The following is a 13,742-nucleotide window of genomic DNA, read 5'->3' on the forward strand; positions in this document are numbered from 1 at the left end:
CGCGTTGAAGTACCCCGGAAACACGGGCGTTGACCGAATGTGCTATGACGACGTTGTCATCCTCCTGTGTGGATCTTGTGCGATCACGTGGGCGCCGTTTTCCTCACAGATGAGGCAAATATCTGTGACGAAAACGACGCCCGACGACCCGTCAGGCCATGCCGGCGTTGAGGAATATGCCGCCGTCGACGACGAGCGTCTGGCCGGTGATCCAGTCGGACTGCTCCGAGGTGAGGAACGCGGCGGCGCCGCCGATGTCGGAGGGCACGCCGAGCCGCTTCAGCGGGTAGCCCGCGGCGGCCTCCGCCTCGCGGCCCTCGTACAGGGCCTCCGCGAACTTGGTCTTGACGACCGCGGGGGCGATCGCGTTGACCCGGACGCCGGGGGCGAACTCGTGCGCCAGCTGCTGGGTCAGGTTGATCATCGCGGCCTTGCTGATGCCGTACGCACCGATGAACGGCGAGGCCGACAGGCCGGCCACGGAGGCGATGTTGACGATGGCGCCGCCGTTCTCCTTCTGCCAGGCGTGCCAGGTCTTCTGGGCGAAGCCGAGGGCGGAGACCACGTTGGTCTCGAACACCTTGCGGGCCACGTCCAGGTCGACGTCGGCGATCGGGCCGAACACCGGGTTGGTCCCGGCGTTGTTGACCAGGTAGTCGACACGGCCGAAGGCGGCCATGGCGCGCTCGACGACCTCGCTCTGGTGGGCCAGGTCGTGCGCCTTGCCGGCCACTCCGACGACGCGCTCGGCGCCGAGGCTCTCGACGGCCTCCTTGAGGGTTTCCTCGTTGCGGCCGGTGATGACGACGCGGTCGCCGCGGGCGATCATCGCCTCGGCTATGCCGTAGCCGATGCCGCGGCTCGCGCCGGTGACGACGGCGACCTTGCCGGACAGCTCGGGCAGTTCAGTCATGTCAGTGTTCCTCAGGTTCCCCGGTGTGCTGCTAGTCGAGCGGTCCGCCGGCCACGTACAGCACCTGGCCGGAGACGAAGCCCGCGGCCTCGTTCGTGAAGAAGGCGATGGCGTTGGCGATGTCCTCGGGCTCGCCGACGCGCTGCACGGGGATCTGGGTGGCGGCGGCGGCCTTGAACTCCTCGAAGCCCATCTTCACGCGCTCCGCGGTGGCCTTGGTCATCTCGGTGGCGATGAAACCGGGGGCGACGGCGTTGGCGGTGATGCCGAACTTGCCGAGCTCGATGGCGAGGGTCTTGGTGAAGCCCTGCAGACCGGCCTTGGCGGCGGAGTAGTTGGCCTGGCCGCGGTTGCCGAGCGCCGAGGAGGAGGACAGGTTGACGACCCGGCCCCAGCCGGCCTCGACCATGTGCTGCTGGACGGCCTTGGTCATCAGGAAGGAGCCGCGCAGATGCACGTTGAGGACCGTGTCCCAGTCGGACGCGGACATCTTGAACAGCAGGTTGTCACGGAGCACGCCGGCGTTGTTGACCAGGATGGTCGGGGCGCCCAGCTCCTCGACGACCCGCGCGATCGCGGCGGCGACCTGGGCCTCGTCGGAGACGTCGGCGCCGACCGCGATCGCCTTGCCGCCGGCCGCGGTGATCTTCTCGACGGTGTCCTTGCAGGCGGCTTCGTCGAGGTCGATCACGGCGACCGCGCGGCCCTCGGCGGCCAGTCGTACGGCGGTGGCGGCGCCGATGCCGCGTGCGGCACCGGTGACGACGGCCACCCGCTGCTCAGTGCTGGACATGCTGTTTCTCCTCGCCCTTGAGAACACCTGATCGAGAACCCGGCCGATCGGTGAGCGACCGCTTAGTACCTTCGACAGACGTGACGCTAGAAGCCCTGGCACGCGGTGTCAACGTCACTCCGCGCAGTGTGATCCATTACCTCACCAGGAGGTCCAGCAACCGCTCCGTCTCGGCGGCCGGGTCGCGGGTGAGCCCGGTGTGCACGGGTCCCGGCTGCACGACGGTGGAGCGGGGCGCCACCAGCCAGCGGAAACGCCGGCCCGGGTCGTCGCCGGCCGCGTGCCCCGCCGCCGCACCGCCCGCGCAGATTCCCTCCACCGCGCCGAGCGCGGCCCGCACCCCGGCGACGTCCGCCCGCGGGTCCAGGGCCAGCAGCCGGGCCTCGTCGAGGTGGGTGCGGGCACCGACGTAGCCCTTGGCCCGGCAGTACACGAGCACGCCCGCGTTGATGCACTCGCCGCGCTCCACGCGAGGTACGACCCGCAGCAGGGCGTACTCGAAGACGTCCCGGTCACCGCCCTGGCCGGACCGGGTGATGTGGCGCTCGGTCATGTGTCCGGCCACGTTGATGTGGGTGTCGCTCACTTGGCCCCCTCGATGCCGGTGATGCGCTCGTGGATGGCGGCGGCCCGGGCGAGCAGCGGCCGGGCATAGGTGCGCCGCAGGTCGTCCGGGGTGTCGAAGCCGGGCTCGGCGGCGAGCCAGGCGTCCGGGATCTCGGCGGTGACCTCGGCGAGCAGGTCCGCGGTGACCAGGGGCGCCAGCTCGGCGGCGGCCGCCCGGACGTCGGGGCCGAACCCGCTCAGCGCGTGGTCGGCGGCGTCGTACGGGCGGGCGGCGGACGCCTCCGCCGCCGGCCAGTTGTGCTGCCAGATCATGGTGGCGCCGTGGTCGATGAGCCACAGGTCGCCCTGGTGGACCAGCAGGTTGGGGTTGCGCCAGGAGCGGTCGACGTTGTTGACGAGCGCGTCGAACCACACGATCCGCCCGGCTTCCTCGGGGCTCACCGCGAAGGCGAGCGGGTCGAAGCCGAGGGCACCGGAGAGGAAGTCCATGCCGAGGTTGGTGCCGCCGCTGCCCCGCAGCAGGTCCTGGACCTGCTGTTCGGGTTCGCCGAGCCCCAGCACCGGATCCAGCTCGACGGTGACCAGCCGGGGCATCCGGAACCCGAGCCGGCGCGCGAGTTCACCGCAGACGACCTCGGCGACCAGCGTCTTGCGGCCCTGCCCCGCACCGGTGAACTTCAGGACGTACGTGCCGAGATCGTCGGCCTCGACGAGCCCCGGCAGCGAGCCGCCCTCCCGCAGGGGCGTGATGTAGCGGGTCGCGGTGACTTCTCGCAGCATTTTCCCAGGCCATCCAGCTTCTCAACCAGGCAGTCGGCGACCGGGGGGCCTCCGGCACGAAGTGAGCATAGTAACCGAGCGTGACAGCGGCTGAGTTCCGGGGCCGGGAACGACCGCCAGGCCTGGGCGGCGAGCGTGCCCGGGCGCCCGGGACGTCCGCGTCTCCCACGGCTTCCACGGCTTCCACGGCTTCCACGGCTTCCACGACTTCCATGACTTCAGCGCATATCAGATGTTCCCAAATCTCGTTGGCGTCATGGTCACGGAGACTCCTACGGTGAGGGGTGGAACCACCGCCGCAGAGGAGTCCGGCCCATGGCAGACCTGGTCCAGCGCGACGAACTCGGCGCCTTCCTCCGCGCCCGGCGGGAGGCGACCGACCCGGCGGCCGCAGGCTTCCGGTCCGGGCCGCGACGCCGTACCCCGGGGCTGCGCCGCGAGGAGCTGGCGCAGCTCGCCGGACTGAGCGTCACCTGGTACACCTGGCTCGAACAGGGCCGCGACATCAGCGTGAACAGACAGGTCATCGAAAGCCTGGCCCGCGCGCTGCGACTCTCCGGACCCCAGCGTGCGCACCTGTTCAGCCTGGCCGCGCTGGTGCCGCCACCCGCCCGTCCGGGGCCCGCGAAGGTCGACCCCCTGCTGGCACGGCTGGTACGGGAACTCTCCCCCAAGCCCGCTTACGTGACGAACCCCTGGTGGGACCTGCTGGCGTACAACGACGCGTACGCCGACCTGCTCGGCGGCCTCGACCGGCGTCCGGCGGACGAGCGCAACATCCTGTGGATCACCTTCACCGAGGAACGGGGACGGGAGCTGTTCGTCGACTGGCCCGGCGAGGCACGCTCCCTGGCCGGCCAGTTGCGGGTGGCCCTCGCCCGGTACCCCGACGATCCGCGCGGCCCCGCACTGCTGGAGTCGCTGCTGGCCGCCTCCGGGACGTTCCGCGCGCTGTGGGACGAGCGGAACGTCAGCGGATACGCCTCGGCCCGGAAGGAACTGCGGCACCCCCGGCTCGGACGTGTCGACCTGGACCGTCTGGAACTGGCCGACGCCCATGACGAAAAGCTCTCACTGGTCGTGTTTCTCACCGCCGAGGAAAACCGCGTCGAATAATCCGGCCGATTCCGGCGAAGTCCTCCCGGCAGAGTCCGAGGACATTCCCGTCACGGAGACCGGTCCGGCTGCGGTGCAGGTCAGGACCGACAGCGAATCGACAGCGACGTTTTACCGAAGCCTCATGTCCAGGTGGTCAGTATCTGGATGCCGTCTGAACAGGTGGTGCCCGAAGACCGTACCCCTGGACGGATCAACGAGAAGCTCCGCGGAAGGGAACCCCTCACATGACCAGCGCACCGCTCAACCCCTCGGCCAACCCGGCTCGCCGCACCGTCATGGTGGCGGCCGGAGCGGCAGGGCTCGCCGCCGCGCTGACCGCCTGCGGGTCGTCGGACGACGACTCGTCGAGCACGACCACCACGAACGGCAACGCGGGCGGTGGCTCCACCACCCAGGACAGCAACGGCTCGGCCGGCGGCTCCACGGCCGCGGCCGGTGGCACCGCGCTCGCCAAGACCACGGACATCCCCGAGGGCGGCGGCACCATCTACAAGGACCAGGCCGTGGTCGTCACCCAGCCGACGTCGGGCACGTACAAGGCGTTCTCGACGAAGTGCCCGCACGCCGGCTGCGCGGTGACCAGCATCGCCAACGGCGAGATCGTCTGCCCCTGCCACGGCAGCAAGTTCGCCATAGCGGACGGCAGCGTGAAGCAGGGCCCGGCGACCACGGGTCTGACGGCGGCCGACATCACGGTCTCCGGCGACCAGATCTCGCTGGCCTGATCCTCAAGGCCGCCGGCGCGGTTTTGCGAGGCAGCCGAGCACCTCGTCCGTGGTCGCGACCGTGGCGACCAACGCGAGGGTGTTGCGGACCATCGCGGGGGTGTACTCGGGGGGCACTCCCGCGACGGCGTCGGCCGGGACCACCGCCGTGTAGCCCCGGTTGACCGCGTCGAACACGGCATTGGGGACGGCCACGTTGGCCGAGACACCGGTGACGATCAGCGTGCGGCAGCCGAGGTTGCGCAGCAGCGGGTCGACATCGGTGCCGTGGATCGGCGACAGCCCGTGCAGCCGCCGTACCACGAGGTCCTCCTCCGAGACCTCGATGGGGGGCGCGACGCGGACCGCCGCGGTGCCGGAGAGCTGCTGGACGGGCAGCCGTTCGGCGGCGCGGAACAGGCGCGCGTTGCGGTTGGCGCCGCGGCCGTCCGGGCGCCGTTCGGCGATCGCGTGGATCACCTGGACACCGGTGTCGTGCGCGGCGGCGACCAGGCGGGCGATGTTGTTGAGTGCCCCCGACGTCCGCGCCTCACGGGCGAGTTCGGGCAGTGCGCTGTCCGGGCCCACCACGCCCTGCTGGCATTCGACGGTGAGCAGCACGGTGCTCACGGGGTCGAGGAGTTCCGCGAGCCGTTCGTACGAGGACGGCATGACGCCCCCTTCCACGTTGGTGCGGGGCGGGTGACACTAACCGCCATCACGCGGGAACGGAAGAAGAGACAGAAGCAGAGGGGGCCGCATGACCGTCACTCAGCGCCGGGGCCGGAAGATCATGATGACGCCCGGTGAGCTGGACGAGTTCCTCACCACACAGCGCACCTGCCGGGTCGCGACCGTCTCGGCGTCCGGTGCCCCGCACGTGAGCGCCCTGTGGTTCGCCTGGGACGGCACGTCCCTGTGGCTCTACTCGGTGGTGCGCAGCCAGCGCTGGAAGGACCTCAGCCGTGACCCCCGGGTGGCGGTCGTCGTCGACTCCGGTGAGGAGTACGACCAGTTGCGCGGCGTCGAGCTGAGAGGGACCGTCGAGTTCGTGGGCGAGGTCCCGCGCACCGGCGAGCTGGTCGCCGAACTGGACTACATCGAGACGGTGTTCGCCCGCAAGAACTTCGGCCTGGACGAGATGCCGCACGACGGCCGGCACGCCTGGGCGCGGCTCACGCCGACGAAGACCGCCTCCTGGGACTTCCGCAAGCTCGGCTAGGCGTAAGGCGGTTCGGGCAGACGGGTTCAGGCGATCGCCTCGGCCGCGCCGCGCAACTCCTGCACCGCCGCCCGGATCGACGGGCGGCGGTCGGCGTCGGCCCGCCAGACGACGTACACATGGCGGCGCACCCGCTGCGTCAGCGGCACCATGACCACGCCCTCCGGCATCGGGTGCCGGCCCAGCAGCGGGGCGATGCAGACACCCAGCCCGGCGGCCACCAGGTTGAGTTGCGTGTGGGTCTCGGCCGCGCGGTGCCCGACGATGGGCTCGATGCCGCGTGAGCGCAGCGTGAACATCAGCCACTCGTGGCAGAACTCGCCCTCGCCCCAGGTGATCCACTCGTCCTCGGCGAACTCCCCCAGGTCCACCTCCCCGCGGTCGGCGAGCCGGTGCCCGGTCGGCAGCGCCACCTCGGCCGGGTCGTCCAGCAGGGGCGCCTTGACCAGTCCGTCGGGCACCGGCATCGGCTTGTTGTACCAGTCCAGGACGACGGCGAGGTCGAGGTCGCCGCGCACGACCCCGGCGATGCCGTTCTCCGGTTCCAGTTCGCTGGAGCGGACCCGCAGCGCCGGGTGCCGGGCGCGCAGCGCGGCCAGTGCGGTCGGGAACAGGCCGCGGGCGGCCGTCGGAAACGCGGACAGCCGCAGCTCGCCGACGACCTGGCCCCGGTGCGCCTCCAGGTCGGACTGGGCCAGCTCGACCTGGGAGAGGATCCGGGCCGCGTGCTCGGCGAGCAGCCGCCCGGCATCGGTGAGCCGGATGCCCCGGCCGTTCTTCGCGAGGAGCTGCTGGTCCACCTCGCGCTCCAGCTTGCCCATCTGCTGCGACACCGCCGACGTGGTCACGTGCAGGGCCTCGGCGGCGCCGCTGACCGAGCCGTGCCGGGCGAGGGCGTCGAGGGTGCGCAGGCGCTCCAGGTTCAACATGTAAGCGATTCTAAGAGGTAACCGGTGAGAAATCTCGATTGTGCTACGAGATCGCCTCCAGCATGGTTGAGGGCATGAGCACCGTGACCACCACCGCGAGCGGCGAGCCCGCCCTTGCCACCGCTCCCGCCCGCCCCCGCCTCGACTGGCGGCTGCGTTTCGGCGTCCTCTCCCTGATCTGGGGATTCAGCTTCCTCTTCATCAAGGTCGGGACGGAAGGCTACGCGCCGTTCCAGGTCACGCTCGGCAGGCTGGTGTTCGGTACGGCGGTCCTTGCGGTGGCGATGGCCGTGAAGCGGCAGCGACTGCCGCGCGGCGCCCGCACCTGGGGGCACCTGACGGTCGCCGCGTTCCTGCTCAACGCGCTGCCGTTCTCCCTCTTCGCCTACGCGGAGCTGACCATTCCGTCCACCCTGGCCGGGATCTGCAACGCGACCTCGCCGCTGTGGGGGATGGTGCTGTCCCTGGTGGCCCTGTCGGAGGACCGGCCGACGAGGGTCCGGTTCGCCGGACTCGGCCTGGGTTTCATCGGTGTGCTGACGGTGCTGGGGGCCTGGGAGGGCTTCCACGGCCTGGACGTCACCGGGACGCTCATGGCGCTGCTGGCGTCGCTGAGTTATCCGATCGGATGGATCTACGTCCGGCGGACCCTGGCCGGGACGGGCGACTCGCACCTGGCGACGACCGGCGCGCAGCTGTTGCTGGCGACGGTGCAACTGGCCGTGGTGACGCCGTTGTTCACGTCCTTCCCGGCGCACTTCGCCCTCGTGCCGCTGCTGGCGATCGCCGCGCTCGGCGCGCTGGGGACGGGGCTCGCGGTGCTGGTCCAGTACGGGCTGGTGGCGGAGGTGGGACCGACCACCGCCCAGATGGTCACCTACTTCATCCCGGTCATCGCCGCCGCGGCGGGCGTCGCGCTGCTGGGCGAGTCGCTGCGGTGGAGCACGCCGGTGGGCGCGGTGATCGTCCTCGCAGGAGCGGCCCTCACCCAGGCGAAACAACGCCCTCGAAAGAACACAACCGACTGACCGCCCCGAAGGGGCACTGACAACCGAGTGCCCCGAAGGGGCGCTGGGGGTGCCCCCGGCCGAAGGCTGCGGGATGAACTGCGCAACCAGCCACGACGGCGCCGCAGACGGCAGACCGCAGACCGCAGACCGCAGACCGCAGACCGCAGACCGCACACGGCACATGGCAGATCTCGGCGCCCCCAGCAGGATGTTCACGCCTGGACGCGCCCCCTTGCCGGCGTCACCGCTCTCGCCACCGCCGCCGCCAGCGGACCGGCCTCCTCGGGGGTCAGCGTCGAGACGGTGATGCGGATGCCCGGCGGGGTCGCCAGCCGGTAGCGGGCGCCCGGCGCCACCGCCCAGCCCGCGTGCAGCAGCCCCGACACCGCGCCCGTCTCGTCCGGGACCGGGACCCAGACGTTCATGCCGCTGCGTCCGTGCGCCTCGATGCCGTGGTCCGCGAGCGCGTCGACGAGGAGGTCGCGGCGGGCCCGGTACTCCGCCGCCACCGCCGGGCCGTCCACCACCCCGTCGGCCCACATCCGGACCACCGTGCGCTGCAGCAGCCGGCTCACCCAGCCCGGGCCCAGGCGCAGGCGCCCCCGCACCCGGTCGACCGTCACCTCGTCGCCGGACAGGGTGGCCAGACGCAGGTCGGGGCCGTAGGCCTTGGCGACCGAGCGGACGAAGGCCCAGTGGTGGGTGCCGCCCGCCAGGGGGTGCAGGGGGAGGTCGACGATGCCGTGGCCGTGATCGTCCTCGATCAGCAGGGTGTGCGGGTGTGCGCGCAGGACGGCCCGCAGGGCACGTGCGCGCGCCGCGCTCACCGCCGCACCGGTGGGGTTGTGCGCCCGGGCCGTGACGATCAGGGCGCGCGCGCCGGTCTCCAGGGCCCGGCGCAGGGCGTCGGCACGCGGCCCCTCGTCGTCGACGGCCACCGGGACCGTGCGCAGGCCGAGCGCGGGGACCAGGTCCAGGGTGCGGCTCCAGCCGGGGTCCTCGACGGCGACCGCGTCACCGGGCTTGAGATGCGCCAGCAGGACGCGTTCGGCCGCGTCCAGGGAACCCGAGGTGACGGTGAGCGGAGCGTCGGGCACGCCGTCGGCGGCCAGCTCGGCGCGGGCCATCCGCTCCAGCTCCGGCTCGACCGGGTCGGCGCCGTAGAGGACCGGGTCGCGGTCGCACTCGGTGGCCACCGCCGCCAGGACCGGCGCGAGGGCGGGGAGCAGCGCGGGGTCGGGGTTGCCGGAGGACAGGTCGCGCACCCCCGCCGGGACGTCGGGGAGCTGGTCCCGTCCGGTGGTGGCCGGCTTCGGCCGGACCCGGCTGCCCCGCCGGCCGGCCGTCTCGATGACCCCGCGCTCGCGCAGGGTGCGGTACGCGGCCGCGACCGTATTGGGATTCACCCCGAGCCTGGCCGCCAACTCCCGCATCGGGGGCAGCAGTTGCCCCGGCTCCAGCTCCCCGGCGCCCACCGCGCGCTCGACGTCGGCCGCGATCTCTGCTGCGCCACGGCCTTCGATCCGATATTCTCCTAGCACAAACAACATTATGCACTAGTGCAATGGAGATCCGCAATGGAGACAGCCGTACCGGGGACCGTCCCGGCCCAGCCTGCCGCCTATGCCAGGACCGACCGCACCGTTCCCACCCGCTCCGCCGAGCGGGCGTCCTACGACAGGGAGCTGGTGCACGCGATCCTCGACGAGGGCTACCTGTGCCACCTCGGATTCGTGCGGGACGGTGCGCCGGTGGTGCTGCCGACGCTGTACGGCCGGGTCGGCGAGGTTCTCTACCTGCACGGCTCGACGGGTTCGCGTCCGCTGCGGATGACCGGCCAGGCGGATCCCGGACTCGCGGTGTGCGTGACGGTCACCCATGTCGACGGCCTCGTGCTGGCCCGCTCGGCCTTCCACCACTCGGTCAACTACCGCTCCGTGGTGGTGCACGGGATCGCCCACCAGGTCACCGACGTCGCAGAAAAGAGCCGCGCGCTGGACGCCCTGGTCGACCACGTGGTGCCGGGCCGGGCGGCCGACTCCCGCCCCGCCGACAAGAAGGAACTGGCCGCGACCGCGGTGATCCGCCTCGACCTGAACGAGGTCTCCGCCAAGACCCGCACGGGCGGCGCGAACGACGACCCGGAGGACATGGACCTCCCGCACTGGGCGGGCGTACTGCCGCTGCGCAAGGGCTACGGCGTTCCGGTGGCGAACGACGACCTGGCGGCGGACGTTCCGGTGCCGCCGTACCTGACGGGCACCTGAGGCACGGGCCGACGCGCCCCTTCGGGGGCGCTCGGGGCTCCCCGACGAAAGGCGGAAGGCCGGGGGAAGAACCGCGCGACCGGCCGCGGCACCTGCCGCGGACGCACCACGGCTCCGACGGCCCGCGGCAGGTGCCGCGGCACGCTCAGGCCGAGGCGACCGGCTCCTTCGCCGTGCTCCGGCTCACCACCGACTCCGCCACCGGGGTCGAGGACTGTGCGATGAACGCGCCCAGCAGGACCACGGCTCCGCCCACCACCTGCGGCGCACCCAGCCGCTCCCCCAGCAGCACCCAGGCCAGCACGGTCGCCACCACCGCCTCCAGGCAGGCCACCACCCCCGCCACCTGCGGAGACAACCGCCGCACCGACACCACGCCGGTGACGTACGCGACGACGGTCGCGACCAGCACGATCCAACCCAGCAGGACGACCGCCGGCACGGCCGTACCGTTCATGCGCGCGGAGCCGCCCAGCACCGACCAGTCCATCTCCCACGGCCGGGCCACCACGGTGAGCAGGCCCGCGCCGACCAGCAGCCCGTAGGCGATCACCCCCAGCGGATCGACCTCCTCGCCCCCGCCGTGGTCGGCGAGCACGAAGTAGCCCACCTGGCAGCATGCGGCCGCCAGTGCCAGCACCAGCCCCAGCGCGTCGAACCGCAGCCCCGACCACACCTCCACCACACAGGCGAGGCCCCCCGCCGCGAGGACGACGCCGAGCGCGGCCGCGCGGGTGACCGGCCGTCGCTGCACGAACCGGACCCAGCCGAGCACCAGCGCGGGCGCGAGGTACTCCACGAGCAGCGCCACGCCCACGGGTATCCGGGAGATGGCGGCGAAGTAGCAGGCCTGGACACCGGCCACGGCGAGCAGGCCGAACCCGGCCAGCAGCGCCGGCCGGCGGCGGGGCAGGTCGCGGTGGCGGACGGCGAACGGCAGCATCACCAGGGCGGCGCCCGCCACCCTGAGCCACACCACGTGCAGCGGCGCCAGCCCGGCCTCGATCAGGGGCTTGGCCGCGACGCCGGAGCCGCCGAAGGCGAGCGCCGACCCGAAGGCGAGGGAGAGCCCGAAGCCCTTTCCATGGCTGCTGTCAGTGGTGTGCACCGGCACATGATGCCAGCAGGCGACATGAGCGTCATCCCTTATGACACCTGTCTCACCGGCTGGACGTGCGACGCTCCCCCTCGGCGTCCGGGACGGCTCCGGCCGCACCGACCGCCCGGTCGCCGTCTATCCGCACGGCCAGTCGACGGGCGGCCACCCCGGCCCGCTCCAGCACCTCGACGGCCCGGGACTCCGGGTCGAGGACCAGCCCCGCGAGCAGGTCGATGCCGTCCGAGTGGGCCGCGCCGCGCCGCCGGGCGCGGCTGCGGGCGTATTCCAGGGCGGCCGCGGCCACCGGGGACCAGGCACCGTCGCCCTTGCCCTCGGTGCGTCCCCCGGCGTGCGCGAGGGCGGGCAGCGCGCCGGAGTCCTCGACCCCGCCCTGCCAGCGCAGGCCGTAGCCGATGCTGCGCTGCACGAGGTAGCCGAGCAGACGGGCCAGTTGGGGGGCGTCGCCGATGACGGCGCGCACCTCGGGGTCGTACTCGATCAGCGAGTGCAGCAGATGGGCGGTGTCGACCTGACGGTCCCCGTCCCGCACGGCCCGGCGGCGGGCACCCGCGACCACCGCTGCCGACTCGGCACCGAGCCCGGCATCGCCGTCCGCGTGGATGCCGCCCCGGTCCTGGGCGGGCTGGCGGGGAATACGGGGTTGCACACCCCTTACCCCATCAATCCCAGAGGCCTGAGTCATCGGCAGGGGGAAGCATCTTCGCGTCCCACGCAGAGTGGACGCGGATGGTCGGAATCTCCTCCTTGCGGATGAGATCAGGCCGATTCCGGGCGGCGGGCGCGCGCCGTCTTGCCGTGCGCCCCATACGCAACCGTCGCACACCCTCCGGACGTCTCCCACTGACGTGGAGAGCGGGTGCTGTTGCTGGCTGGTCGCCCTGCCGGCGGTCGACGGCCGGCAGTACGTGTACCGGGTCTACGCCCCGGCGGACGCGCTGCTCGCGGACCTGTTCTGGGACGCCTGGCACTGCCACGACGAGAGCGCGTTGCCGCGCGCGTGGGACCTGTTCGACGCGGCGCTGATCCGGCGGGTCGGCTGAGCCGACGGGCGCTCCCCGATCGGCACATTTCCTGACGGTTCATCAGTATTGAATGTTCGAGGCCCTGCGGCTACGTTCCGCGACACCGTAGCCCGACACGAAGGGGTGGCCCGATGGCCGAAGTCAGCGCGGAGGCACGCATCCAGGCACCGGCCGAGAAGGTGTGGGCACAGCTCACCGACTGGTCGGCGTACGGCGAGTGGAACGCGACCCACACCAACTTTCCCAAGGGCGGCCCCGAGACCCTGGCGGTGGGCGGCACCTTCCAGGAGAACATGAAGCTGATGGGCTTCCCGGCGGAGGTCGAGTGGACCATCGAGGAGCTGGAGCCGGCCCGGGTGCTGGCGATCCGCGGCAAGGGCCCGATGGCGGTGACCGTCGCCACGCGCTACACGCTGACCCCGGACGAGGGCGCGACGGAGGTGCGGATCGACGGCGAGTTCACGGGCGCGGCGGTGTCGCTGATGGCGGGCAAGCTCAGGGACTCGGCGACGGCGGCCCTCAACGAGTCGCTGCGCAAGCTGGGCGGCCTGGTGGCGTAGGGGCGGTCCGGCACAGCCAAAGGCGCGCCCCGCGGATCACTCCGCGGGGCGCGCCCGGCCCCCTCTCCCCGCCGAGGGTCAGGCCTCGTCGGCGAGGATGAGGTACAGCTTCTTGCGGGTCTCGTTGATGACGGCCAGCGCCTTCTCGCGCTGTTCCTTGCTGCCGGTCTTCCAGACCTGCCCGAAGGCCTCCATCAGACCGAAGCCGGCCTGCCGGATCTCGCTCAGGGCCTCGAAGTCCACGCCGCGGGAAGCCTCCTCCCAGGGGGCGTCGGGGCCCTCGTCGGCGGCGGTCCGGCCGCTGCCGGTGAGGGAGAACAGCTTCTTGCCCCCCTCGCTCTCGCTCGCGATCAGGCCCTCGTCCTCCAGCAGCTGAAGGGTGGGGTACACCGAGCCGGGGCTGGGCTTCCACGCGCCGCCGCTGCGCTCGGCGATCTCCTGGATCATCTCGTAACCGTGCATCGGGCGGTCCTTCAGCAGGGCCAGGATCGAGGCCCGCACGTCACCGCGCCGCGCCCTTCCCCTGGGACCACCGCGTCCGCGCGGCCCCCAGTGTCCCGGCCCGAAACCGGGACCGCCGGGACCGAAGCCGGGGCCCCCCGGGCCGAAGGGCCCGAACGCCGCACGCCGGCCGTCACGTCCACCGAAGCCGCCCCGCCCGTGCGGGTGAGGGCCGGCCTGACCATGTCCACGCTCGAATCCGTGGGAACGCATCGCAATCACTCCATCCATCGTT

The 13,742-nt window shown here is 72.0% G+C and carries 17 protein-coding genes; 7 read left to right on the forward strand and 10 right to left on the reverse strand.

Annotation, left to right across the window (positions count from 1 at the left end):
• Nucleotides 1-151: 151 nt before the first annotated feature.
• The 4 genes from AB0472_RS19255 to AB0472_RS19270 form a co-directional block, all read right to left on the reverse strand.
• Nucleotides 152-913 (reverse strand): SDR family oxidoreductase, encoded by a 762-nt coding sequence (locus tag AB0472_RS19255; RefSeq protein ID WP_366357654.1) that lies wholly within the window; start codon nt 911-913, stop codon nt 152-154.
• Nucleotides 914-944: 31 nt separating this feature from the next.
• Nucleotides 945-1,706: a 3-oxoacyl-ACP reductase FabG gene (gene fabG, locus AB0472_RS19260; protein ID WP_089105586.1), complete on the reverse strand. Its 762-nt coding sequence runs from the start codon at nt 1,704-1,706 to the stop codon at nt 945-947.
• Nucleotides 1,707-1,842: 136 nt separating this feature from the next.
• Nucleotides 1,843-2,259 carry a DUF3037 domain-containing protein gene (locus AB0472_RS19265; protein WP_366357687.1) on the reverse strand — a complete coding sequence of 139 codons (417 nt, stop codon included), beginning with the start codon at nt 2,257-2,259 and terminating at the stop codon, nt 1,843-1,845.
• Between the two features lie 29 nt (nt 2,260-2,288).
• Nucleotides 2,289-3,053, reverse strand: coding sequence for a HipA family kinase (locus tag AB0472_RS19270; protein WP_366357655.1), 765 nt, complete (start codon nt 3,051-3,053; stop codon nt 2,289-2,291).
• A gap of 315 nt (nt 3,054-3,368) precedes the next feature.
• On the opposite strand from AB0472_RS19270, the gene AB0472_RS19275 reads away from it, so the two are divergent.
• Complete coding sequence (locus AB0472_RS19275; RefSeq protein ID WP_366357656.1) at nt 3,369-4,169, forward strand: helix-turn-helix transcriptional regulator; 801 nt, start codon at nt 3,369-3,371, stop codon at nt 4,167-4,169.
• Between the two features lie 227 nt (nt 4,170-4,396).
• Nucleotides 4,397-4,897: a Rieske (2Fe-2S) protein gene (locus AB0472_RS19280; RefSeq protein WP_366357657.1), complete on the forward strand. Its 501-nt coding sequence runs from the start codon at nt 4,397-4,399 to the stop codon at nt 4,895-4,897.
• Nucleotides 4,898-4,900: 3 nt separating this feature from the next.
• On the opposite strand, the gene AB0472_RS19285 is transcribed toward AB0472_RS19280, so the two are convergent.
• Entirely contained in the window at nt 4,901-5,548 is a 648-nt protein-coding gene (locus AB0472_RS19285) for a cysteine hydrolase (RefSeq protein ID WP_366357658.1), read from the reverse strand.
• Between the two features lie 88 nt (nt 5,549-5,636).
• Between AB0472_RS19285 and AB0472_RS19290 the strand changes: the two genes are divergently transcribed.
• Entirely contained in the window at nt 5,637-6,098 is a 462-nt protein-coding gene (locus tag AB0472_RS19290) for a pyridoxamine 5'-phosphate oxidase family protein (protein ID WP_366357659.1), read from the forward strand.
• Between the two features lie 26 nt (nt 6,099-6,124).
• On the opposite strand, the gene AB0472_RS19295 is transcribed toward AB0472_RS19290, so the two are convergent.
• Entirely contained in the window at nt 6,125-7,027 is a 903-nt protein-coding gene (locus AB0472_RS19295; protein ID WP_366357660.1) for a LysR family transcriptional regulator, read from the reverse strand.
• A gap of 74 nt (nt 7,028-7,101) precedes the next feature.
• Here AB0472_RS19295 and AB0472_RS19300 point away from each other — a divergent pair, with 74 nt between their 5' ends.
• A complete protein-coding gene (locus tag AB0472_RS19300) occupies nt 7,102-8,055 on the forward strand; it encodes a DMT family transporter (protein WP_366357661.1) in 954 nt (317 codons plus the stop codon).
• A 194-nt stretch (nt 8,056-8,249) separates the two neighbouring features.
• On the opposite strand, the gene AB0472_RS19305 is transcribed toward AB0472_RS19300, so the two are convergent.
• Complete coding sequence (locus AB0472_RS19305; protein WP_366357662.1) at nt 8,250-9,578, reverse strand: aminotransferase class I/II-fold pyridoxal phosphate-dependent enzyme; 1,329 nt, start codon at nt 9,576-9,578, stop codon at nt 8,250-8,252.
• Nucleotides 9,579-9,614: 36 nt separating this feature from the next.
• Here AB0472_RS19305 and AB0472_RS19310 point away from each other — a divergent pair, with 36 nt between their 5' ends.
• A complete protein-coding gene (locus tag AB0472_RS19310; RefSeq protein WP_366357663.1) occupies nt 9,615-10,304 on the forward strand; it encodes a pyridoxamine 5'-phosphate oxidase family protein in 690 nt (229 codons plus the stop codon).
• Nucleotides 10,305-10,449: 145 nt separating this feature from the next.
• Here AB0472_RS19310 and AB0472_RS19315 read toward each other — a convergent pair whose 3' ends face one another.
• Nucleotides 10,450-11,418: an EamA family transporter gene (locus tag AB0472_RS19315; RefSeq protein WP_366357664.1), complete on the reverse strand. Its 969-nt coding sequence runs from the start codon at nt 11,416-11,418 to the stop codon at nt 10,450-10,452.
• 46 nt (nt 11,419-11,464) lie between these two features.
• Entirely contained in the window at nt 11,465-12,070 is a 606-nt protein-coding gene (locus tag AB0472_RS19320; protein WP_366357665.1) for a Clp protease N-terminal domain-containing protein, read from the reverse strand.
• 199 nt (nt 12,071-12,269) lie between these two features.
• Here AB0472_RS19320 and AB0472_RS19325 point away from each other — a divergent pair, with 199 nt between their 5' ends.
• Together AB0472_RS19325 and AB0472_RS19330 are read left to right on the forward strand one after the other, a co-directional pair.
• Entirely contained in the window at nt 12,270-12,464 is a 195-nt protein-coding gene (locus AB0472_RS19325) for a hypothetical protein (RefSeq protein ID WP_177233345.1), read from the forward strand.
• A gap of 113 nt (nt 12,465-12,577) precedes the next feature.
• The gene (locus tag AB0472_RS19330) at nt 12,578-13,006 is read left to right on the forward strand and encodes an SRPBCC family protein (protein WP_366357666.1); all 429 of its coding nucleotides are present in this window, start codon (nt 12,578-12,580) and stop codon (nt 13,004-13,006) included.
• Nucleotides 13,007-13,084: 78 nt separating this feature from the next.
• On the opposite strand, the gene AB0472_RS19335 is transcribed toward AB0472_RS19330, so the two are convergent.
• Nucleotides 13,085-13,720 carry a PadR family transcriptional regulator gene (locus tag AB0472_RS19335; protein WP_366357667.1) on the reverse strand — a complete coding sequence of 212 codons (636 nt, stop codon included), beginning with the start codon at nt 13,718-13,720 and terminating at the stop codon, nt 13,085-13,087.
• Between the last annotated feature and the right edge of the window lie 22 nt (nt 13,721-13,742).

The organism is Streptomyces sp. NPDC086777 (assembly GCF_040702065.1).
Lineage (GTDB): Bacteria > Actinomycetota > Actinomycetes > Streptomycetales > Streptomycetaceae > Streptomyces.

What these genes read in the sequence shown, in the direction of transcription:
- AB0472_RS19255 (WP_366357654.1), bottom strand. Translation starts at nt 913, where the DNA reads ATGACTGAACTGCCCGAGCTGTCCGGCAAGGTCGCCGTCGTCACCGGC.
- fabG (WP_089105586.1), bottom strand. Translation starts at nt 1,706, where the DNA reads ATGTCCAGCACTGAGCAGCGGGTGGCCGTCGTCACCGGTGCCGCACGC.
- AB0472_RS19265 (WP_366357687.1), bottom strand. Translation starts at nt 2,259, where the DNA reads ATGACCGAGCGCCACATCACCCGGTCCGGCCAGGGCGGTGACCGGGAC.
- AB0472_RS19270 (WP_366357655.1), bottom strand. Translation starts at nt 3,053, where the DNA reads ATGCTGCGAGAAGTCACCGCGACCCGCTACATCACGCCCCTGCGGGAG.
- AB0472_RS19275 (WP_366357656.1), top strand. Translation starts at nt 3,369, where the DNA reads ATGGCAGACCTGGTCCAGCGCGACGAACTCGGCGCCTTCCTCCGCGCC.
- AB0472_RS19280 (WP_366357657.1), top strand. Translation starts at nt 4,397, where the DNA reads ATGACCAGCGCACCGCTCAACCCCTCGGCCAACCCGGCTCGCCGCACC.
- AB0472_RS19285 (WP_366357658.1), bottom strand. Translation starts at nt 5,548, where the DNA reads ATGCCGTCCTCGTACGAACGGCTCGCGGAACTCCTCGACCCCGTGAGC.
- AB0472_RS19290 (WP_366357659.1), top strand. Translation starts at nt 5,637, where the DNA reads ATGACCGTCACTCAGCGCCGGGGCCGGAAGATCATGATGACGCCCGGT.
- AB0472_RS19295 (WP_366357660.1), bottom strand. Translation starts at nt 7,027, where the DNA reads ATGTTGAACCTGGAGCGCCTGCGCACCCTCGACGCCCTCGCCCGGCAC.
- AB0472_RS19300 (WP_366357661.1), top strand. Translation starts at nt 7,102, where the DNA reads ATGAGCACCGTGACCACCACCGCGAGCGGCGAGCCCGCCCTTGCCACC.
- AB0472_RS19310 (WP_366357663.1), top strand. Translation starts at nt 9,615, where the DNA reads ATGGAGACAGCCGTACCGGGGACCGTCCCGGCCCAGCCTGCCGCCTAT.
- AB0472_RS19330 (WP_366357666.1), top strand. Translation starts at nt 12,578, where the DNA reads ATGGCCGAAGTCAGCGCGGAGGCACGCATCCAGGCACCGGCCGAGAAG.
- AB0472_RS19335 (WP_366357667.1), bottom strand. Translation starts at nt 13,720, where the DNA reads ATGCGTTCCCACGGATTCGAGCGTGGACATGGTCAGGCCGGCCCTCAC.